Source organism: Quyinboa mangrovi, assembly GCF_042219825.1.
Classification (GTDB): domain Bacteria; phylum Bacteroidota; class Bacteroidia; order Bacteroidales; family UBA5342; genus JBHJHP01.
In genome coordinates, this window is record NZ_JBHJHQ010000004.1 from 466072 (window position 1) to 490533 (window position 24462).

13 protein-coding genes are annotated in these 24462 nt (G+C 38.0%); 3 read left to right on the forward strand and 10 right to left on the reverse strand.

The window, feature by feature from the left end; genetic code table 11:
• Window positions 1-53 precede the first annotated feature (53 nt).
• The 3 genes from ACE1ET_RS10700 (at window position 54) to ACE1ET_RS10710 (ending at window position 5718) form a co-directional block, all read left to right on the forward strand.
• A complete protein-coding gene (locus ACE1ET_RS10700; RefSeq protein ID WP_375728395.1) occupies window positions 54-1298 on the forward strand; it encodes a pectate lyase family protein in 1245 nt (414 codons plus the stop codon).
• A 16-nt stretch (window positions 1299-1314) separates the two neighbouring features.
• Window positions 1315-4128: a pectinesterase family protein gene (locus ACE1ET_RS10705; protein ID WP_375728396.1), complete on the forward strand. Its 2814-nt coding sequence runs from the start codon at window positions 1315-1317 to the stop codon at window positions 4126-4128.
• A gap of 75 nt (window positions 4129-4203) precedes the next feature.
• On the forward strand, window positions 4204-5718 hold the full coding sequence (locus ACE1ET_RS10710) for a carbohydrate-binding protein (protein ID WP_375728397.1): 1515 nt from the start codon (window positions 4204-4206) through the stop codon (window positions 5716-5718).
• A 171-nt stretch (window positions 5719-5889) separates the two neighbouring features.
• Here ACE1ET_RS10710 and ACE1ET_RS10715 read toward each other — a convergent pair whose 3' ends face one another.
• The 10 genes from ACE1ET_RS10715 to ACE1ET_RS10760 form a co-directional block, all read right to left on the reverse strand.
• Entirely contained in the window at window positions 5890-9258 is a 3369-nt protein-coding gene (locus ACE1ET_RS10715) for a CotH kinase family protein (RefSeq protein WP_375728398.1), read from the reverse strand.
• A gap of 153 nt (window positions 9259-9411) precedes the next feature.
• Window positions 9412-12042: a glycoside hydrolase family 3 C-terminal domain-containing protein gene (locus tag ACE1ET_RS10720; protein WP_375728399.1), complete on the reverse strand. Its 2631-nt coding sequence runs from the start codon at window positions 12040-12042 to the stop codon at window positions 9412-9414.
• A 54-nt stretch (window positions 12043-12096) separates the two neighbouring features.
• Window positions 12097-15450 carry a malectin domain-containing carbohydrate-binding protein gene (locus ACE1ET_RS10725; protein ID WP_375728400.1) on the reverse strand — a complete coding sequence of 1118 codons (3354 nt, stop codon included), beginning with the start codon at window positions 15448-15450 and terminating at the stop codon, window positions 12097-12099.
• Window positions 15451-15649: 199 nt separating this feature from the next.
• Window positions 15650-19630: a hybrid sensor histidine kinase/response regulator transcription factor gene (locus tag ACE1ET_RS10730; RefSeq protein WP_375728401.1), complete on the reverse strand. Its 3981-nt coding sequence runs from the start codon at window positions 19628-19630 to the stop codon at window positions 15650-15652.
• Between the two features lie 135 nt (window positions 19631-19765).
• On the reverse strand, window positions 19766-20461 hold the full coding sequence (locus ACE1ET_RS10735) for a hypothetical protein (protein WP_375728402.1): 696 nt from the start codon (window positions 20459-20461) through the stop codon (window positions 19766-19768).
• A gap of 351 nt (window positions 20462-20812) precedes the next feature.
• On the reverse strand, window positions 20813-21163 hold the full coding sequence (locus tag ACE1ET_RS10740; RefSeq protein ID WP_375728403.1) for a hypothetical protein: 351 nt from the start codon (window positions 21161-21163) through the stop codon (window positions 20813-20815).
• Between the two features lie 283 nt (window positions 21164-21446).
• On the reverse strand, window positions 21447-22394 hold the full coding sequence (locus ACE1ET_RS10745) for a T9SS type A sorting domain-containing protein (protein ID WP_375728404.1): 948 nt from the start codon (window positions 22392-22394) through the stop codon (window positions 21447-21449).
• Window positions 22395-22421: 27 nt separating this feature from the next.
• Entirely contained in the window at window positions 22422-22904 is a 483-nt protein-coding gene (locus tag ACE1ET_RS10750; RefSeq protein WP_375728405.1) for a hypothetical protein, read from the reverse strand.
• A gap of 5 nt (window positions 22905-22909) precedes the next feature.
• Entirely contained in the window at window positions 22910-23749 is an 840-nt protein-coding gene (locus ACE1ET_RS10755; protein ID WP_375728406.1) for a hypothetical protein, read from the reverse strand.
• Window positions 23750-23782: 33 nt separating this feature from the next.
• Window positions 23783-24304 carry a hypothetical protein gene (locus tag ACE1ET_RS10760; RefSeq protein ID WP_375728407.1) on the reverse strand — a complete coding sequence of 174 codons (522 nt, stop codon included), beginning with the start codon at window positions 24302-24304 and terminating at the stop codon, window positions 23783-23785.
• Window positions 24305-24462: the final 158 nt, after the last annotated feature.

Below are 24462 nucleotides of genomic sequence, written 5' to 3' on the forward strand. Positions count from 1 at the left end.
GCTATACAACTGAATATTTATTACAATAATAAAACATAACAAATTCAATATTTATGAAACAATTTTTACATTATTCCGTCTTGATAATTACCCTGTTTAGCTTACAAAATATTTTCGCACAGGATAAACCGGATGGGTTTGCAGCAGTAAGTGGGTTGGGATTGGAGACAACTACCGGAGGTGAAGGCGGTGAAGTGGTGATTGCAGATACCTATGCAAAATTCAATACCTACGCGAGATCTTCAAGGCCATATATTATTCTTGTTAAAGGTGTTCTTGAATCAACATCCTGGCAGGAAATTGATGTGAACTCCAATAAAACCATTATAGGTTATGGCACTAATGCCACTTTAAAAAATATGGAACTGCACATCATTAACAAGCAAAACATTATAATCCGTAATTTGATCATCAGGGATTCCTATGTTGAGGGGGACTGGGATGGAAAAACCAACGATAACGATGCCATTCAGGCGGATAACAGCCACCACATGTGGATTGATCATTGCTTTTTTACAAACTGTGGAGACGGTTTAATAGACCTGCGCCACAGTACAGATTATGCTACGATTTCGTATAATAAGCTAACTCATCATAACAAGGCTTTTGGTATTGGTTGGATCACAGATGGAGTTGATAATCCTGATTTTCACCTTACGATTCATCATAACTGGATCGACTCGACCAATCAACGAAACCCAAGTTTTGATATGGGAATAGGCCATTTATACAATAATTACCTTAGCAGAGTATTTTCCTATGGCAATCAGGCACGTGGAACCGGACGGATCATTGTACAAAATAGTGTGTTCGAAAATGTACATGACCCTCTGACCATCAGCAGCCCGGGGATTATGTATGAAGATGGTAATCTGTTGATAAATTGTTCAGGCGATCAGAATGGGAATGCATCTGTTTATCCGTATGATCTGGATTCCTACTACAGCTATACTCTTGATCCAACCGACCAGGTGAAGGAGATCGTAACTTCACAGGCAGGACCACAACAATATATCAGCGACCAGTACCATGCAACTGCTATTGATGAGGTATCTGTTTTAAAAGATCAGGTTAAATATTATGTAGATCAGCACAGCAAAACACTCTACCTTGAATCGCAGAACAGTGTGGATGCTCAAGTACGCATTTATTCAAGCAGTGGAAGAATGATTTATTCTGGTAATTTGAATATAAGTCATCAGGAAAGTTTACCACTTAAAGGCTACAACCCCGGAATCTACCTGATACGGATAGAGTCTTCCGGTAATTTCAAGACTGGTAAAATTATTTTAAACTAACCTGAAAAATTATCTCATGAAAAAGTATTTACATAAGATTTCAATATCTGCGCTAATCCTTCTTTTTTCTTTAACGGGTATCAGTTCTGTGTTGGCTGCTGATGTTGTTGCCGTAAATGCTGACGGCGGCAATGTACTGGTTGATAATGTAAAGGAATGGTATGAATGCGTGGCTAAGGGTAGTCAACTGATTGACTTTGCACACGATGGTTGTTACATCACGTTTGATGTGCAGTCTTCGGTGTCCGGCTACTTCGTATTTACATCTGCTATTGCCACATCCAGTAATAATGTAAGAGGTGCATTAGGGATAATAAACTCAAACGGAGATTTTGTAAATGCAGATACTGTGGATATTGCAAATACGGGAAGCTGGACTTCAACCCAAAATTATGACTGGTTATTTCATCTGGAAGCCGGAGTGGTTTATAATTTTAAGATGAAGGGTTTTGTGAATTCTGGATACGTCTTTAATGTATTTACTATAAAAATTGCACCTTTTGTTGCTGATGTATCCCTTAAGGATATGACAGTAAATGGCTTTACCGTGATTCCGGATAATGATGTATTTTCTACAGATGCGTATTACGATCAGGATCTGAATATTACTGTAACGCCCTCGGCAACAACTGCAGAGGTAAGCTATACTGCAACATGTAATGACGCTGATATCGCCATTAGTGCGGATGGAATTATCAGTAAATCTGATTTTACAATTGGTGACGTGGTGGTTGTAACTGCCAGAATTATGCATGGGGCTACTGACTTTGCAGATTATAAGGTTACCATAACCATAAATGACCTGATGAAAAAACAAATCAGGGGAACAACAGAAAATGATGGATATTGGGCCAATGTAGCATCATCTTCTCTGGTACAATCCTGGACAGATTACATTTATACACTCACACCCGCAGATACCTCTACGAGATTTGGGAATGGAACCTGGAGACCAACAGGCGGATCAACTCTTTATGGGTTTTATGCCAATAACAGTTTGGTATCGCTTTCCATTCCAACCAATTTCAATGTAGCTTCTGTATCCTTAATTGGATATGGCACAGCTACTTTTGGTTTATCAAGTGAAGGTGCAACAATAACACCACTTACATCAGGCACTTTTGATGAAGCTGCCAGCGCTGATCAGCTGGACGAAGTGAAGTTTTCCATTTCGGATCATGTAACGGGTACACCTCTGAATATTTCAGTTGATAAGGTCTACTGCAGGTTCTATGTTGTATTCAGCTACAAGGAAGAAGTCGATGTTAATGCCCCGGTTTTGGTTGATCAGAATATTGAAAACGGGGAAGTCCTCTCCGGGATTAACGGTTATATTTCACTCCGGTTTAACGAAGCAGTAAAGATAAGCGAGACAGCATCAGCAACGTTAAACGGCAATGATGCCAAATTAAGATCAGAAGATAACGTGTTCATTAAGCACTATTATCACGGACTGGAATATAGCAGCAACAATACATTTGTGCTCAAAGCAAACAGTATCGAAGACATGTCAGGTAACAAAAATGAAAGCGACATAACTCTTACATTCTCGGTAGGAGAAAAGCCTGTAGTAACCAAAAAAACATTTGATTTTGTTGTAGGAGTAGACGGTACAATTGATGAAGCTATTACTGCAGCAAACAGAGCTTCAGGAACTGATCGTTATTATATTTTCGTTCCGGATGGTAGTTATGAGTTGACTGGTAATGCAGGTGATCACATGACAAATCTTAACCGAAGCAGGGTTTCAATTACAGGGCAAAGCAAGGACAATTCAATCATTACCAATACACCGGATTCGTATGGTATATCTACAACTGCAACCATTCAGCTTAATGGTGCAAGACACACCTATATGCAGGATATAACCATAAAGAATAACAGGGGTGAAGCTGGACAGGGACAACAGGTGGCCCTTTATGACCGTGGCTCACAAAATATCTTTAAAAATATAAAAATATTTAGTTTTCAGGACACTTACGTTTCCGGCGATCGTGCATATTGGGACAGTTGTGATATTTATGGTTCAACTGACTATATCTGTGGTGGTGGTGATGTGTTTTTTGATCATTGCCTGATGTATAACCGTGCAGCAAGCGGTAGTAAGGTGACAGCTCCGGCAACAGACGAGAGTCTGAAATGGGGCTACGTATTCTCACATTGTACGATTGATGGTGGCAGCTTTGTTTTGGGAAGGCCATGGCAGCATGAACCACGTGCCTACTATTTATACACTAAAATGAATAAACAGCCTGATGGCACAGGATGGGAAGGAATGAGTGGTTTGATTACCCATTTTTATGAATATAAAAGCATGGACTATTCCGGTAATCTTCTTGATTTATCAGGAAGGGGAAATTCTCCAACCAGCACCAACACTTACACCCCAATCCTGACAGATGATGAAGCATCGGAATTTACTTTATATAATGTGCTTGGAAGGGATGATGGCTGGATGCCTTCAGATTTTACACAGCAGACGTTGGCGCCAGAAGTCAGTGTGTCAGGAAGCAGGATAAGCTGGACTAACGACAAAGATGCACTTTGCACGGTATTATTTAAGGATGGCGTTTATTTCGCCTGCGTCGCAGAGAACAGTTATATGCTAACGGAAAATGGTACATATACGATACAGTCTGCAAATGAGATGGGTGGTCTGGGAGAAGCAAGCACAGTGGTGGTTACCAGTACTGGTATAGAACTGGTGAAACGTGAAAATGATATGGAATCCGGAAAGATATATGATTTAATGGGACGACCTTTGAAACAGATGCCGGAGGAGGGATTTTACATTGTAAACGGAAAGAAATTTTACAAAGCACCGAAATAATTTATGACTTAAGTTATTAGTTTTTAGCTAACTATATGTCAATTATATTAATTACTAATTTAAAAATAATTTACTATGAGAAAACAATTTTTACTATTATTAAGCTTTTTATTTGCAGGCTTAATATCAATGAATGCTACAACCAGTCAGGTTGTACAGGCGGAAAATTTTACGGTAAAAAGTGATGGAGATAATCCCAGGGCTCTTACCGGAAAAGTAGGGTATATATATGATGGTTTATATATAGGTTTTACAGGAGAAAGTCAAATTGAATTTGACGGTAATGAAACTTCTATAGAAGTCAATATTGTAAGTTATAATGCAGGTGGTGAAATTTTATTTGTACTTGATGATCCTAATCCGGATGTAGGAACAGTAATTGCTACAGCTACAATTGATAGCAATATAAAGTTGTATACTTCCACTACATTTTCAGGTAGCTATACAGGTAAACATGATTTTTATCTGTATTTCAAAAACCCAAATGCCGGAACCGATTGGCTGTATGATGTTGACTACTTTAAATTTACAGGTAATGTGCCTAATTATACAGTTACAACAGGTGTGAGTCCTGAGAATAGTGGATTAGTCATAAAAGATTTTACAGGTAGCAGTGTCTCACAAGGTAGTCAGGTTCTTTTTTATGCAAAAAGATTAGCCGGTTATAGTTTTAATCACTGGGAGGATGGTAGTGGCAATTCTCTTTCTACTGAAAATCCATTTACTTATACAATAACAGGAGATCTGGACATAAAAGCAGTGTTTGAGACAATGACAGAAACCTTTGAATTACCATCCTGGACATTCGATAACGAATATTTCGCGGATTCAACAGGTGATGTTGTAACATTCATTCCTGTAATGCTACCCATCTCATGGCGACCGGGTTTCAAAGGTGCGATGGTTTATCCGGATAACTATCCTGCAACCCGTTCATCTAATTTAACTTCAAAAGGAGACACAATTTTTACTTCATTAACTGGAGACAATCAGGTATGCCGTATCAGCTGGACGGATGCCAATACCGTAAGTGATTTTACAGATCCTGCACAGCATAATCAGTATTTTGAATTCCAGTTTCCAACTACAGGTTTTAAAGATGTCAGTCTTGAGTTTTCTTTTTCAGGAGGTCAAAACGATGTTTCTGATTATCTGGAGCTGGTATATTCTGTTGATGATGGAACAACCTGGGTAGATGGCGGTGCGTTCTATTCTGAAGCACACTGGAATACATGGGTATATGCAGATCCTGTTTTAACAGGTGCGGATAATAAAGCAATGGTTAAGGTGAGATTAATTGGTATAACATTAAATACAGGTAGCAGCCTTAATTTTAACCTCGATTATTTCACAGTTCATGGTACTGTTACAGCCATATCAAAAACACAGGTCTCATCTTCTGTTATAACAACTGGTGCAGGTTACATTAAAGTAGCTGTTGACAACCCGGCTGACGTTAATGTTTATTCTATTGAAGGTAAGTTAATAACAAGACAGTTTGTTGAGTCTGTCGCAACTATTCCAAGTCAGTCAGGAATTTATATTGTTAAAGTTGGTGATCAGGTGAAAAAAGTTCAGGTTGCCAAATAAGCTAAGTCAAAACTAAAATTATTATAAATGCAGGTCCTCTCGTTACGGGAGGACCTTTTTTGATTTTACTATTCTTCGAAAGGATGTTAAATACACCTCTTATAAGGATATCATAAAACTGAAAGATACTTCAGGCTTTTCTAAGCTTAATTTCCAATGATGCAATTTATGTTATTGAATGTAAACAACCTGTTGCTTTTCTGTAACAGAGCCGGATGAAATGTTGATCAGATATATGCCGTTGCTGAGATTTAATGCAGATAGCGATAAAATAAAGTTGTTCCCTGCAGAAAAATCGACGTTTGTTTTTTCAAAAATGCGTTTACCATTTAAATCATGAAGCGAAAGCCTGGCATTATGTATAGTTTTTTTGCTTTTTATGACAATAAAATCTGAACTTGGATTTGGATATATGGTAATATTTGTGGGTGTATTGGATGCGGTAAACTCTAGTCCATCTGGTGAAGAATCATCAGCAAAAGGTGTCCCGCCCCAAACAGAAGACTTGATCCAGTTTTCTCCGTTTGTGTTAATTGTTTCGGGATTTGGGTTTGACGGAACCAGAGAATAACCTGCAAGATCAACGATATTTGGCCAGGGCGAATCAATACCGTAGGATACATATCCTAAAATGTGATTATAATCTGTGGCCAGAATTACCTGTTCGCCTCCGTTCGACAAATTGCCGCTAAACCATCCTGTAGCTGTCTTCTGATAAGCATATTCAAAAAGGTATGGGTTTGAAACCAGTACCACAAATTGCCCCGCTTGTAATATCTGAGGCGTATTAAAGGTAAAGTTTATTCCGCCCGATACGACTAAATCGGAAATATTTATGGCTTGATCACCAATGTTTTTAAGTTCAATGAATTCATAGTTTTTACCTGATTTACCAGCCAGATCATCCGGATTATAATGGATCTCTGTTAGACGTAAATCATCCGGTTGTTTTGTGTCCAAAACGTGAACGGTTCGCAATGGGCTGGTTTCATCTGAATTCAGAATACGGGACCTGATTTCGGTAGTTTCAGACACTTTTATTGTATAAGTATCTTCGGAAGTTGATATGGCATTTGGGTTTAATGTTCCATTTACAGAAATTGGATCTTCACCATTTGTTGTCAATACGATTGATCCCGTTCCATTGGGATTTTTTAGCATAATCAGAACAGTATCAACAATGGATAAGCTAAGACCATTTACATTTTGCATTGCCTGATTCTGTACACTCATATATAATTCGGGAGCTTCCGTTTCGGGCAGTAAATCTGCTGTTTTTAACTGATCAATTACAATCCCTGTTCTTACGTCCAGAAACCTGTCAATGATGTCCTGGACATCTCCCTGCCAGTCTGCTTTGGTTAAGGCAACAGTGGATTTTGAATCTCCCCATCGGGCAGATTCACCAATGATGGCGTACTGAATTTCATCGGCCCTCGACTGAAACAGGGCTTTACTTTTGTTTGGCGTCAACACACCGTTATTATATAAATGCTTATACGCCCGGTCTGCAAATCTATGTCGGTACAATTCGTTTTCAGATAGTTTGTTATGCAGGGACTGTGCCTGAAAGGAATTAATATTGTTAACATTTATTACCAGATTAACGCGATCTTCCATGGGGCCAATTCCGGGACCAACAGGGTATGCCAATAAGGAATGTTCGGCATCGTGAATAAGAAACTGGAACCCGTTTCGCTTGTAGGTTCTGTTTCGGATGTTATAAAAATTATTAATGAAATTACCAAACTTTGAATAGGGGCTGTCAAAATTCCCGGTATAAAAAATAACCAGCATGTAGTCGATGAGATTATCAATGTCAACCAAAACCTCCATAGAGGTATCTATGGCACCAACGGCATCCCGCCCCTGAAGTCTGTAATAGTTGGCATTGCTGGTAAATCCTTGACCGAACAAACTGTATAGTACTTCCCATTTTTTTAAATTGCCATCGGTTGCTTCAATTGTTCGTGATGAATAATCCTGTGTATTAACTTTTATAACGTCATATTCGTCCTTGTCTCCTCCAAAATAGGATTCCGCAAAACGGGCTTCTGCTCTTTCCTGTGTTTGATAAAGTCCCCAGTACATGCCGTTCAGATAAAGATGATAATAGCGGCTTCTGGTATATGGTTGATGCATTTCCCGTTGAAGATCGCGGGAAAATACGTCACGGTTCATGGTACAGTATTGATCTCCTTTATAACTCCATGAATAATTCTGCGATGTCCTGAGGTCAATTTTGTCATAAGAATCAGTCCCTTCAATACCGAATAAAGGGTATTCCAGTTTCGGGTTACCATACTCGCTTCTGAAAAACAGACGGAATGCATGTTTGGGATTATCGGGATGCCGGCTCCATCCACCACGGATTCGAATTCCTGTATTGACCTGAAAACCCCCTTCTTCGTTAGGTGTATTAAACAGTTCCAAAGAACCTGCCCGTTCCCAGTCAGCGCCTCGGATTCCGGCGTTCACATATATTCCGTAAGATGCATTAACCAGATTATCGGTAGACGTCACCAACGACATGGATGGAATATCGGTCAGTGCGAGTTCAATCTGGTTTTTATAGGCCGGACTGTTTACAACATCGGGATCCATAGCGAAGTCAAAAATCTGTCCGTTTACTGACTGTGAAGGCCATTGACCACCCGGATAGTTTTGTGTTTTTACTTTATCAGGGAAAATATAGGAAACGGTTCCTGACCAGGATGGCGCCAGTGAATCGCTGATTGCACAGGCCCTGAGAATAACACCAGGTGTACGGGGACGGTTGCCTGTGGCATCCGGATCAATCTTAACCGTAACAGGACTGGTGGTTTCTATGGCTGTTGGCGAAGTTTGTGGATCAGAGCAATCCAATGTATACCGGATACGATCACCTAACGTTTTTGTAGTAATAGTCGCATCAAATGGTGTGTCGTAAAAACCTGCTGCATGACTGAATTCCACTTTTTGGGTTCTTGGAACTTCAGGTTCTTTCACTCTAAGCTTCAAGGATAAATCGAAATGTATATCGCTGCTGGTTAAATTGTAATTAAAAACCTGAACTGCAATACTATTTTCTCCTGCCTTTAAAAAAGACTCATCCGGAGATAAGATATAATTTTCAAAGTTACCGGATTCATGTAATGCTGTAGCGAATGAATTGTAAACCGGATTTTGTGGCGCATTTTCACTAATAGTAAGATGACCGTTTATGAACAGATTAAATCCGTCGTCATAATTGAGAAAGAAAGAAACATCTTCAACATTGGTTAAAGAGTCAATTTCAATTTTAGTCCGGAGGTAGAAAGATGAGTAATTATTCTGCATATCGTCCAGAACGGTGCCATTGGATCCATCACCGTACCAAAAGGGAGAAATTCCAATAGTCCAGGATTGATCGTTAAAATTTAATTGGGTCCATTCATTCGCGGACGCAGGGCTTTGTAATCCTTTAAAATATTTGTATTCAGTACCACTTCTGATTAATTCCTGAGATGAAGCTGATATAACAATACAAAGAAAGAACAATATATACCTCAGTCTTTCCAAATCCTGTCTCTTTTAATGTAAAGTTAAAAATATAACTATTCAGGAGCGCAAAAACCTATAATTTAGAAGCATCTTAGATTAAGACTTTCAGGTTATCATTTTTTTGTCTGAAGCCACAAAAGAACAATAATCGGTCAGAAAAATCGTATGTTTCTATAATTCAGCTAATCTAGCTTTGCCTTTGACCCGGAATGTTGTACTAATGACTTCCGTGGTGGCTGCATGCAGATCACTGTTGAATCCAGGCTGTTCCCCGCCCACAAAAACAGTAAATGTACCGTCTTCAATAACCCGTTCAGATTTATTGTTGATCATGGACAGTTGCCTTGGTTCAAGCTTAAAACTTACTACTTTACTTTCCCCGGGATTGAGATGAATTCGTTCAAAACCTTCAAGCTGATGGAGTGGGCGGGGTGTGGATGCTTTTTCGTCTTTCAGGTACAGTTGTACAACCTCGTCACCGGATCTTTCCCCTGTGTTTGTAACGGTTACAGAGACCATAACATTCTCGCCTGCTTTCACTGATTTCTGAACTTCCAGATTTGTATATTTAAACCGGGTATAACTTAAGCCATAACCAAACGGATAGAGTGGGGTACCTGTATAATACCTATATGTTCTCTCCTTCATGTTGTAATCTTCAAACGGCGGCAGTTCTTCCAGCGATGTATAATATGTGATTGGCAACCGGCCTGAAGGATTGTAATCACCAAAAAGAACATCGGCCAGGGCATTCCCGCCTTCTTCTCCGGGATATCCTACATTGACTATCGCTTCAACATTATCTTTGGCCCAGTTTACAGCCAGTGCGCTTCCGGCGTTCAGAACCAGGATCACCGGTTTCCCGGTAGCTTTAACAGCTTTCATTAGCTTTTCCTGAACCGCAGGAAGTTCAATATCCTTTCTGTCTCCTCCTTCTCCTTCCAGACGTTGTGACAGTCCGAGAACAAGAACCGTAATGTCTGCCTTTTCTGCTACGGCAACAGCTTCGTCAATCAGGTTTTTTTCAGGCATAGCCCACAAAAACTGTGCATGTGCATTGGATTTATCACTAAAGAACGTAATGTCAACCGGATATCGCTTTCCTTTTTCAAGCTCCATTATCCCTGTCGCATATTTGGCATGATGAGCAGATCCTTTACCATTGGTTATTTCTTCACCATTTATTTTTATGGTCATGCCTCTTTTGGAAAATAGCCCCAATTCATATTTTCCACTTTCAGGCGGAACCAGATACCCTGTCCACCGAACAGAGAAATCATCGATCAGATCTTTGGAAATCGGTTTATGTTCCCACCAGAATTCGATATGCTCATCTGTTCGTTCCAAAACAGGTTCACCTTCCCATTCTGTATTGTTATAATACCTGGCGGTCAGTCCCTGCTTGCCGTCTTCCGTTTGTAAATATACGGATGGAACCGGTTTAAGATTAAGGGTCTCATAATCCAGGTTTGATCCTTCAGCGTACTGAACCGTTACGATTGGTTCAACCTTGTTTTTAATCCCGTTAAGGAAAGTCACCGGATGAAGCGGAGTACCATGATAGTTTCCCACCAGCGATTCCCAGTTATCTGCATTGGGTCCAATTACGGCAATTGTTTTAAGTTTTTCTTTATCAAGGGGCAGGAGGTTATTTTGATTTTTCAGAAGCACAATGCTCTCCTGTGCTGCTTTTCTGGCCAGACTGTTATTTGCCGAGCAGCATACAATATCAACCGGAATATCTGTATAAGGTACAATGGAATCCGGATCAAACATACCCATTCTGAATCTGGCCATTAAAACCCTTTCGAGCGCACGGTCAATATCATTTTCGGTAACAAGGTCTTCTTTTACAGCTTCTGTTAGGTTTTTATAATAACTGCCACAGTTCAGGTCGCAACCACCTTTTATGCCAATTGCAGCAGCTTCAGCTTTAGTATCAGCCAAATGATGACCGGTTTCAATATCCCGGATTGCACCACAGTCAGACACTACATAACCTTCAAAACCCCAGGTATCCCTAAGCAGCTTATTTAGAAGGAAGTTGCTGCCACTGCACGATTCGCCCCTGAAGCGGTTATAGGCTCCCATTATGGAGTAGACCTTTGCATCTTCTACGGTTTTTCTGAAGGCCGGTAGGTATGTTTCATACAAATCGCGGTCGCTCACATCCACATCAAACTGATGACGTAATGCTTCTGGTCCGGAGTGAACTGCAAAATGTTTGGATGTTGCTATGGTCTTGAAATATTTCGGATCATCGCCCTGAAGGCCAGTGATAAATTGTGTGGCCAGCTCACCTGTGAGATAAGGATCTTCACCATAGGTCTCATGGCCTCGTCCCCATCGCGGATCACGGAAAATATTAATATTGGGAGACCAGAAATCCAGGCCGGTATAAATCTCACGTTTGTTTATCCTGACAAATTCGTGGTATTTGGCCCGGGCCTCATCAGAGATCACAGTGCCGATGTCGTGCATTAAATCTTTATTGAATGACGCAGCAACCGTAATGGATTGGGGAAAAACTGTTGCAAACCCGTTCCGTGCAACACCATGCAGGCATTCATTCCACCAGTTGTATTTCGGAATATGCAGCCTCGGTATGGCTTTGGAATCGTTCATCAGTTGACTGACTTTTTCTTCCAGAGTCATTTGATTCACCAGAATTTCCACCCGTTCTTCGAAAGACCGGTTGTAGTCGAGGTAGGAAAAATCAACTTCCTTCTCCTGAGCAGGCATGGTACTGCTGATTACCCCGAGTATTAAAATTAAAAGTATGGCATGTAGATTCTTATACATAAGCGATAGTTTATTTCAGAAAGAATTATTTAAAAATAATTTAATTGCCGTAGTTTACTTAATAATTATCATTCTTTTGGTATCAAATTGACCATCAACACCTAAACGATAATAATAAACGCCACTGTTAAGATCAGAAACGTTCATAACCTCTTTATGGGATCCCTGGTTTTGCTGTTGATTTACAACATGATTGATTTCCTGTCCGTTTACATCCAGCAAAACCAGATTAACCTGTCCCGGATGGTTTAAACTGTAATTAATTGTAGTGGTTTTACTTGCAGGATTTGGATAGTTCTGATTCAGGGCAAAGCCGTTATTCCGATCTGTCGTTGTGCCATTTATACTGCTGGTGATAAGCTTTTCAATGGCTAACGCATTGATTTTGGCATTATCCGTTACAGTAATAAGGTTTATATTCAGTGTTCCATCTGTCATCTCAACCGGAATGATAACATCATAGGCCACATCTTTGCCTACCTGCGCGAAAATATCAAGGTTCTCAATGACTCTTTTCCCTTCAACATTGACATTAAATAGCCTGCTATTGGGTGAGTTATGATAGATCTCTGCCATTTTAAGGATGACGTTGTACTTTCCATTCTCCAAAGGAATATTGATACTGAATGTTCCAAATTGTTCCGTTTTATACAGCTCATCGTCTTCAGTTCCTGTGATGTTAGTTGAAGATGTTGAATACGATCTTCCACCTGAAACATATTGTGAAGGCATGGATAAATATTCTGTTCCATCAACTGCCGTATACGTATCGCCAAAATTGTATGCCTGAACAATAACACCTTCCTCTACGGACTGTGTTGCAGTTACCACTTCATCTGTTGGGGTGGAGATACCGAAAACATTATAACTTCGCAGGCGATAAGTATATTCGGTTGCTTCCTGTAATCCTATTTCGCTGTATGAGGTGACATCAGGCCCTAAAATAGCGAGCGTCTGGAAATTTCCGTCTACTTTTTTATCAACGATATAACCGAGCAGCTCTTCCGATGTTGCATTCCATGATAAATCGATCTGACTGGCACTGGATGAGGCCGCATTAAACCCGGTTGGAGTTGAAGGTGCATCACCGCTTGTTATCCGGGTGTCTCCTTCTACCTGTACACTTATTCCTGAAGAAGGAATTGTTCCTGAATACGATATTTTAATGTGACTGAGATCTCCTTTACCTGTACGTTCGTAAGCTACATCACTACCGTTAACCTGAACTTTGGATACTGAATTGTCACCTTCTGTGTATTTATCAGAAACATAAATTGCGTTCACCTGCACGTCGTAATCAGGCGTAAACGTTATGGTTTGGTTCTGGCCTGAATCTCCTGATGCCTTATAGCTTATTGTTACATATCCTTCAGGGGTAATGAGCGGAATGCTATCCAATTCGCTGACTCCCTCAAATAGCTTAGGTTCAAGCCATAACTCTCCTGTGTACTGATTGTAGTGATAACCTGCAAGGTTATAAAAATTACGCCAGAGAACAGGTGTACTGATATACTCATCAGAACCGTCTGTGGATGTTGCGATGTAGGTAGGTGTAGTCACTTTGGGTGGAACGCCTAATTCGTGATTAAATACCAGATTCCTGTTCAGGTAGTTGCGTTCGTACATGTCTTTTTGAAGAGCCAGCCAAACATCTGAACGGTTGGTCTGCAGGGCATAGCCTCCTAAATGGGCAACAAGGTAAGGCTGCCATTCTGAATAAGAACCACCCGGCAACCCCATCCCTTTATTTACAGGATCATAGTAAACCAGCATGTTTATGAATAAGTTGTCCAGCTTTGATTTATCCCAAAATGGATTAATCTTTGAGTAATTGGCTATCCATAAGTTTACCATGGCACTTTCACAATAATTACCCAGGGGATAACTCTTGTCCAACCAACGGGCCTCAAAACCGGTAACTGCAGATTCCAATGCTGTGCTGTAAGTTGTTACCAGTTCAGTCTCACCTTTTATGGTTGCCAGTTCAGTCATCATCTTGTATGCAACAATAGATAAACCTGTGTTGTAGGCCTGTGAGTTTCCTCCCGCATCATATGTGCTCTCCGAAGTTTCAAATGTATAAGGATATTGAGTACTTCCGTACAATTTAATCTGATCCAGAATGCGCTGACCGGCTTTTTTTACATAAGGCCAGAAGTAATCCAGCTTTTCCTGATCAGCAGTGGCATTAAACGTTTCATAAACAGATAAAATAAAACCACAGTTTAAATCCACCCATTTATCAATGGCTCTATAATCTTCATGTTCGGTATCATCCCAGCCTACATAGTTGAAATAGGTTCCAAAATCGTGATGAATCTGACCCGCGTAGCTTGTTACATGTTGTGTTCGTGCCCACCATTCCAACTCCTTCCAGGCCAGTTCCGGATTAATCATGGTAAAGATCTGACGGGCATGCCACATCTGATCCATGGTTCCTTCAGGTTCCCATTGTCCTTCTGTATGACAGTAACGGCCGTCTTTGAAATATACACTGTTGTTGACCAGTGTCGCTGTTGAATTCAGCGTTTGGTCAATTAGCCATTCCGGAAGGTTGGATGCACGCATACGGTTTACCAACGCTTCAGAATTCGCTTTGAAGGTATCGAATTTATCAAGCGCGGAAACAGCCACCTCTTTCGCACTGTTCCAGAGGTTTGTGTAGTAATAGTGGGAAATATCATCCGGTCGATACCATGCAAGTACGAATCGGACAGTTTTTGTTTCATTGGCAGTCAGGATCACTTTTGTTGCGACACTGTTGGTTGATCCGGAGATGGTATTATTATATACTCCGGTTGTAGCATAATTCGCATCATTCCCGTAACTAATAACACCGGAATGATCGGGCGTAGAAGCTAATAGACAAAGTTCCGGACTGGCACCCGAAGCAATAAAGCCGGAATCAGTAATGCCCAGTGGATTTGATGCTGTAGTCAGCTGAAATGCAGGAGATACGGTGACCTCTGAAGCTTCAAGGTTTTGTATTGTCATTTCACACATCATTGCCGGGTGGCACATATTATCAACCGAATACTGATCGTAAGCCATGTAAAGGGTCATGTTTACAGATACATTATTGATTTTCCCGAAATTCACCTTATGAAGTGGAAATATGGCGTCATCATCCACCCTGCCATTTGTAATAACAGCAGATAATAAATCATCTGTTTCTATAGCTATTCCTCTTTCGGTAAAGATTTTAAACTTTGCTCCGTTTAACGTCTTGTAATTACCGTTTCTGGTTGGTGATGTAAAGTTATAAGAGAATGTTCCGTTACCTGCCCTAAATTTAATGGCTCCCGTACCAATACCTCCCAAAGGAATACCGGTTGTTCCATCTGTTTTTCCGGATAAATTGATGCTTATAATTAAGAATACTGCAAGAATGATAGATATAAGTCGCATTACGAATTATTTATTGATTGCACAACTTAGCAATGATAATTCATTTAGCTGAATGGTTATGTTACTAAAATATCATTTTATAGGAAAAATATACCGTATCAATTTTATAGTTAGTATTAGCAGTTTTACGATGGTTTAAACAAATATTTCACCAGTAACTTTTGAAAGAAATGGAGTAAAACGAATATTTTTTTTAGCGTTATTTACTGTTCCGTTTTTTTATTTCACTGGCGCTCATGTTGTATTTCTTCCGGATACATTTTCCAAAATAAGAAGCATCGCTGAAACCGCATGCATATGCAATTTCTGTCACCGAAAGATTGCTTTCGGTCAAAAGCTGGTGGGCTCTTTTAAGTCGAATATCGTTAATAAATTCTTTAACTGTCATATTTGTCAGGGCAGACAGTTTTCTGTAAAGTTGCATCCGGCTTATTGACATTTCATTCATAAATAATTCTATGTCCAGATCCGGATTATCAATATTTTCTTCAACTATTTTAAGGGCTTTCTGAATAAATTTCTCATCAGGCGATTCAATCTTAACGGTGGTTGGCTTTAATACCATCTCTCTGGAATATTTTTCTCTGAGTGATTCACGTAATGCCAACAAATTTTCAATTTTTGTCTGTAAGATAGATATGTCAAACGGCTTAGGAATATAATCATCCGCACCTTTCATTAATCCCTCTAAAACACTCTCCTTGGAGGATAGGGCAGTCAAAAGAATGATGGGGATATGAGATGTTCTTTCATCTTTCTTCAGAATATCACACAACTCATTCCCTTTCAGTCCGGGCATCATAACATCTGATATGATTATATCGGGAATGGTTTGAATGGCTATATCCAGACCGTTCTTCCCATTTGCAGCCTGGTATACCCTGTACATTTTTTCGAAATGTGATTTTAAAAATGATCTGACATCATTATTATCTTCAACTATCAGAATAATTTTCCGGTCATCTGATTTATTTTCCTCAAAGGAAAGCTGTGAAGACTGATTCACGTTCTCTACAGGTACATTTTCTTCAATTATTAATGGTTCCTCCCTTAGCGGGATTAATATCGTAAAGGTTGTGCCTTTCCCTTCTTCACTTTCAACCATAATCCGTCCATTCAATAATTTAATAAGTTCTTTTGTGAATGCAAGACCTATGCCTGAACTGGTAGAGTTTTCATGTTGACCAGAAAAGAAGCGGTTAAAAATATTTTCCAGGTTTTTTTCAGGAATGCCTATCCCTGTATCTTTAATCACAAATTGAAGATACTGATCATATATATCCTCATTAGGATCATTATTAAGAATAACGGAAATGATGAAGCTAATACTTCCTCCTCGTCTGTTATATTTAATTGCATTAGACAGCACATTGTCCAGGATCTTTTTTAGCTTATCGGGATCAAAATCTGTTATCAATGTGTCTTTTACGCTTATAAACCGATATGTAAGCTCCGATTCATCCATCAGGTTCCTGAATGAATTAAACAAATCCCGTGAGAATTGAATGATGTCACCTTTTTTGTAATTCACCATTAGCATGCCTGATTCAAGTTTTCTGTAATCCAGCAGTTGTGTTATCAGATTCATTAAATGGCGGGCATTTTTATGCATCAACAGCAGATTCTCTCGTATTACGGAGTCTTTAAAATCAAAATGCATAATCCTTTCCAAAGGACTTATAATTAAGGTTAATGGTGTTTTTATTTCGTGCGAAATATTCGTAAAAAACTGAAGTTTAAGGGCATCAAGTTCATGTAATCGTTGTGCCTCTTTCTTTTCATATTCCAGGCTTTTACGTAATTCAAGTACTTTAAAAATATACCTGAAACTCAAGAAAATAATTAGGGCCAGCACAAGTGTTGCTGTAATATAAAACCACGTGGTTTTGTAATAGGGCGGTTTTATTGTTAGTTTAAGAGATGCTCCCGTTGTATTCCATGTATTTTTGTTGTTACTGGCAATAACTCTGAATGTATAGTCACCGGGATCGAGATTGGTATATGTGGCACTTCTGTTTTCTGTTATTTCCGACCACTCATTATCAAATCCTTCGAGCTGATATCTGTATCGGTTTTTGGAACTGTTTGTATAATTTAGTGCGACAAATTCAAATGTCAGAAACCTGGAGTCAAAGGGTATATTTATGTCTGCTGTTGAATCCGATAAAATTTCCTTGTTCTCAAATGATTTATTGTATATTTTGAAGTCGGTTATATAAACAGGTGGTTTAAATGTATTTTCTTTAATATCTGAGGGGTTAAAAATGTTGAACCCGTTAATTCCACCAAATATTAAGTTTCCTTCATTGGTTTTATACGATGCGCCATAATGAAACTGATCACCCTGTAATCCATCGATCCGGTAATAGTTATGAAATATTTTATTTTTGGTATCAAAACATGAAAGACCATTGACCGTACTTATCCATAAATTATTGGTGTTGTCTTCAAGCATACAATACGTCAGGTTACTCGATAATCCATCATTTTCGGTGTAATTTTTAATTTCTCCATTAATCTTATCATAGGCTACAACTCCTCTGTTTATGGTCATAATCCAAATACGACCGTTACTGTCTACATAGAATCCCCTGGCATTTTCTTTAAATGTATTTATGATCCCAAAGCCAGGTCTGTATATTTTAATAACTTCAGATCCCAACCATAAGTCATTGTCTTTGTCAATGCCGATCCATGAAACACCGTTGACCATATCATCGAACTGCGGAAAATGTTTAAAGGTTTCTGTTACCGGATCAAACCGGTCCAGGCCGCTTGCCGTGGCAACCCATATGTTGTTTTTATGATCGATTTCGATGTCCCAAACGATATTATTCGAAATGCTGTTAGGATCGCTGGCATTATGCATCAGGACTTTTGATCTACCCTTATTTTGGTCATAAATGTTTAAACCACCATTAAATGTTCCTATTAAGATACTGTTCTTAAAAGGTTGAATGGCTTTAACGCAATTATTGCTTATCTTCTTATTTTCCGTTGTTAAATAAGAAAAGGTGCCTGTTTTGACATTAAGGATATTAACTCCGCCATTTTCGGTGCCAGACCATATTTTTCCGGAGGGATCTACCCAAAAACAATATATTTCACTGTTGTTTAAATATTTATTATTATCCGGTAGCGCTTTATAGGTTTTAAATACCTGTTTCCCCATCGACAAGTAACTGAGACCACCTCTGGTTCCAATCCATATGTCACCTTTCTGATCCATAAAGATGTTTACAATGGAATTATGAACCAGTGATTTTTCTTCTAAAAGATCGTTTTGATACAATTGAAGTTTGTGGGTTGCATCGTCAAAATAATATAATCCACCCCTGGTTCCAATCCAAAAATTTCCATCCTTTGTTTGTAGAATTGATCTTACCGTGTTATTTCTTTCCTGTTTATCATTGAATTGAAATCTTATGCCTCCTGGATTTTTATTATCAATCATAATAAGACCTTTTTCTCCGGTCCCGATCCATTTTCTCTGCCGTGTATCAACCGTAATCTCAAAGATTTCATCATGTAAATCTGGGTTGATAGTTGAATAGTTTGTAATGATTTGAGACTTTAAATTAAGCTGATCCAGGCCGGATCGTGTTCCGATCCATAAGATCGTATCGTTCTCAAGGGACAAAGTTCTGACATAATTGTCCGAAATTGAATTTTCTGCAGATATTTTTCCCTGAGAATAATTTTGTAATACTGATTCTGTAAAATCAATTTTCCAGATTCCCGTTTTTGTTGCTGCCCATAAGTTGCTGTCCTTATCCTCAACTAAATCTTTAACTGAACCATCAGTAAGTACAGATTTGTTATTTAATATAAGCCTTTCAAAAATATCCTTTTGTTTGTTGTATTTTACCAACCCATAATCTTCAATGCATCCGTAAAGGGTATGATTTCTGCTTTCAAAGAAATTCCGGATTAAAAAATTTTTCACATAAGTTGAATCATCTGTGTAAATCCCGTACTCTTTGAACTTAACGCCGTCAAATTTTTGAATGCCCAATGCTGTGCCAATCCAAATCCAGCCTTCATTGTCCTGAAGAATACAGTTTACATAATTATCAGTCAGGCCATTCTCTGTTGTAATATTGTCAAAATACAATTTAGTATTTAATGAGAATGAAAACTGTAGTATAAATAAAAAGGAAGTAATAAAATAATTCCTCATGCTAATTTCCAGATTTTTTAAAAAGGTAAAATTAAAAATTATGAGAACTATTTCATCTTTTTGTAAAGAAATTGGGAAGGGACAGGTCGAAGATTATGGTACAAGTTTATCGTTTATCTTCATAAATTCTCGCATTTAGTTATAGTTTTTCAACGATTCAATCAGTTTTTTCTTTTTAGGTTTTTCCAGGGTAAATGGTACAACATAGAGAATTCCTGCAGTAAAAAGAATCATGTCATTATCCATAAATCCGTTTTTATTTGCTTTCTGATTATTGAATATGTAATAACCTAACAATCCTGTTGCAATGGAAAGCGATGCGTACTGAAGTATTTTTATGTTTTTTACCTGTGTTAAATATTTGCTTGAATATCCTGATTCGGAAAAATCCTGCATTATGTTATTATAGTTCAGTTTTTTAATTTGATCATCGTTGAACTGATATTGTGTTAATCGTTCATTGCTGGTTCTGTGTTCTAATCCAAACGTAAAATTGTTATGATAAATTTTCACCTTATCGGTTGAATCGGTTTTAAATGTCAGTTCTGTATACCTGAATTTACCTTTTTTATTCAAATTTATTTTGGATAGCTGTCTGAAGTTCCCTTCCTGATCGTAGCCTTTATAGCTTCTGATATCCTGCAATTTAATCTTTAAACCGGATGGATTATCAATCCTTACATATGGCTTGAATAATGTTGGAAATTCATTCAGTTTGATCCAGTCGGTTGTGATAATGCTATCCGATTCCAGGGTTATTTTTACCTGATTTTCCTGTGAAAAGCTATATATATTTATAAAAAGTAGAATTCCACTTAGTAATTGTTTCATATGTATGGGTCTGTTATAAATAAAAATAATGTTTTTAGCGGTTACTTTAAAAATGTGAACGAATCATTCTCATATGTAAAAAGTGTTATTAATTTCCAATACTTTGCCGTGATTGTCTGTAACGATTTACGGTTCTGTCTGTAAAAAGCAGCTTTACATATACTTTATTTTTTTCAGATTCATTGCATAAAACAGGAACAGGTCATTTCAGGAATTAAAAATATAAAATAAATTTTGAACTGGGGGTTCTTAATGGAAATATATAAAAAAAGATCCCTCTCATTGGGGCTGAGAGGGATCAGATTTTGGGTAATTACATAGAGAATTAACGCCTGTTTGAATGTAGAAAGGTTATGAGTTTAAATTAACTTCTTTTTCATTAAGTAAGTAAATAATTACCATTGCCGGTATCAGACTCATTAAAATCAATCGTAAGAACGATGTCTCATAATTGAAATAAATAAGTACACCAACTGTTGTGTAGAAGAGCAGGCATCCATTAATGGCCGTGGCCAGGTTGCCTCTTTTACGGGTCATTATCTTAGCCGAAAAGTGTGATAATGCAGGAACTATAAAGAACCAAAACACAATCACAGAAAACAAATTCCAGCTTATAACCGTGGAGTAGAGCAGAAACGCGCCCAACAACACTACCAACACAAATAGCACGGTTATTAATCTACGGGTTACTCGGGTTATCATAATTAGTGATTTACAGTTTCTATTATGACATCCTTTTTAAAAAATCCCTTAGTCGAAAGTGTACTTTTTGTATAAAATCTAAATAAAAATTACGATACTTGTGTAAGTATTTGATAGACAGTATTTATAATTGGAGGTTTGTGACATAAAAATTAAAATCAGAAAGAAAAAGGTAGTTTTTTATTGGTGAAAAAGGGGCTCATATCCTAAATATATTCGAGGTTTGAGTTACCTCTGAAATTAGAAAATTACAATTAAAGAATATATTAAATTGCTTCAGATACTAAAAATCTGTTATCACAAATTTACTTCTTATCACTATTGAATTATCCGTGTCATACAGGATGATCAGGTATAACCCATGATGTAGATTACATATATCTATCACACTGGATGCTGTACTTCCGGTTTGAACAACTTTACCTGAAAGATTATAAATATTGAAGTGCGCTTTGGTGTTATTAAGGTTTTTCAGTGTTAGTATTCTTTCTGATGGATTGAGGACAACATCCGGCGTATCTTCAGGCTTGGGGACATTAATTTTATCGTCTTTCCATACTATTGTAGCTTCGCACGAATCTGCTATACCTGTTTCATAGGCGCCAATCACACCATCGGAATAACACCGGAGACCTTTGCTCATATTTGCATCACAAGCTTCGGCCCCGAATGGAATGTAGTTAAACATATAATGAATATCCCCAAGACGTTCTATTATTTTAGATTGATAAGGGTAAGATTCATCCTCGCCATTATAAGAGATTCTTTTGTAAGTCACGTGTAATTCTTTAAGAGCATTATCGTTTATAGTTAAGGTTTTAATTGAATCTACGTGAATTCTTACAGTATCTACATCATCTCCGGAATCATGTAAAACCTTAAATTGCCATGAATCATTCTGCGTTGCACTAAAGTCATATAACAACTGGAATTCATTAAAACTGGGATCCCAGAAAAAAATAGAATCATTTCTTTCAAACATATATTCAATGTCAGGTCTGTCGTTGCAATGAATCTTATGGTGTTTTGTTATTTTTTTGCACATTATCCCCATAAAAACAGTGTCCTTTTCAACCTCAAATTTAATAAAGCCTTCCAGTAGCGGAAATGAATCAAAGTAATCTTCGGAGTAATGCCATGTGGCACCTACGGGAGCCCATTCCTGTGCATATATTGCAGTACTTAACAACACAGAGCATATAAGCAGTAATATTTTAGTGTGTTTCGACATAGTTCCGGTGAATTAGAGATCAACTGTCTATTTTTCTAAAAGTTCTGTAATCTCATCCATATGCAGATGCATATGGCGCAAAAAGTCAGGAATCATTTCTTTTAATGAAACCATTTCATCAGCTTTGCCTGCAATCCAAACATTTTCCAACTTTTCAGGGTTAACGTTTTCTATTATATGAGCCAGGTGGAGATGGGTATATTTCCACAACTGAACCAGGTTGAACCAATCTTCTTCTTCATAATTTTGTATCGCAATCCAGCGGTCGTTATTGCCGTGTGTGGCATAATTCGGAAACTCCAGTGGATTTTCACGGTATTGCAGGTGTATAATGCGGTGTGTATTATTGGATGCAGAATCAATCATGTGGCCCAGTATCTGTTTGATATTTCGGTTCTGACTGTTTCTTCTGTTGCAAATTAAATCATCCTGCAGAGACAAAAGTCTTGTTTCCCACTTTTCAAGTTGTGCCTGTATGCCATTTACTACCAGTTCAAATTCTGAAATCATATATGTCAGTTTATTTTTTTAGTTGCCAGATGACGGACTCGTGCCGATTTATCGTACACGGAAATATGAAACAAAGTTGCCGGATCATTAATTTTCTCTGTGGCCAGGTATCTGATATCCTCCATTTTGTCAAAATAGGCCACATGCTTTAAATAATAATCATTGTTGATTTTTTGTACTGCAATTTTCCGTATTTCCGGATCCTTTTCAAAATATGCTACATGTTTTAAGTATTCTTCATTATTCAGTTTTTCCACAGCCAGTTTTCGAATTGCCGGATTTTTCTCAAAGTAGGCAATGTGCTTCAGGTACATGCTGTTGTTCACCTGTTTTACTGCGGCTAAGCGGTTGTCCGGATCAGGATTGAATAATGCTATTTTATTAAGAGTTTGGGAACTGTTGACTTTAGACAATGCCAGTTTTTTAACAGTTTCACACTGTTCAACCATCATCACATCCTTCAAAACAGATTGGTCAGTGATATTCTGTACCGCAATAATTCTGACAATTGTGTCTCTATCCGATGTGGCAATAAGTTTTAAGGTGCTATTATCATGTGTTTTCTGGGTAGCTATAATACGGTTTTTCAGAGATTGCTGAAAAAACAAATGATTGTTAAACGTTGATTTAGACTTAGAATCATCACTTATTTTTTCCATGATTCTCACTACTGTGTCACGTGATATAATGACCTGGTTATAAAAGCTGGCCTCCTTTATGGTCAAGGTTTCGGAGATCAGATGTCCATCCTTCTCCTTCATTGAAGTATTTTTTCTGTAGGAGAAATGGATGCAACTGGTCATAAACAGAATAAAAACTGCAATCAGTGTATAGATTTTCTTCATACTATATGTTTTAGGATTCTGCTTGGGTTATTACTACATGTTTTCTTTTCGGCTGATCCGTAATATCCTTTCCGCCAATGATCTGGAACTGGTTATTAAAATATATCCAAAAATATACAGTATCAATGTCCCAATCTGCTGGAACAATAAGTGTGAAGGCTGGCTCATATTGCCCAATACATACTTTATTATTTCTGCAACAGCTGCAATAAAGGCAGGTAAGCGGAATACTACAATGACAAGTCCCATAATGATAAGGGACAGATGCAACAATTCCACATAATTTGTACCAGGAGTAAAATTAATTTCTGTATCGTTTTTGATGATCAGTTTTGTGAAGAAATTTGTTTTGAACACAAGCACATAACTAATAAATACTAACACAAGGAATGCCATAAAATATCCAATAATTCCTCCTATTGCGGTCATGTGGTTGTTACTGTTATTAAAAATCTGTGAGAAATTAACGATATCTTTTATCAGTAATAGTGCACCAACAAAAATCTTTATTCCAAACAGTTTCAGGACTAAATCTATAACATCAATCTTTTTCATATCAGGTAATTTAATGGTGTACAAGTTACAAAAAAAATTAACGCATCCATTAAAGAAAATCAGCATACTGAGGAGCCGTAATATGTTCCCGTCCGTGAGCAGGTATGTTGATAACGGTTATTTAATACAAAAAATCCCGGTTTTGCCGGGATTTAGAT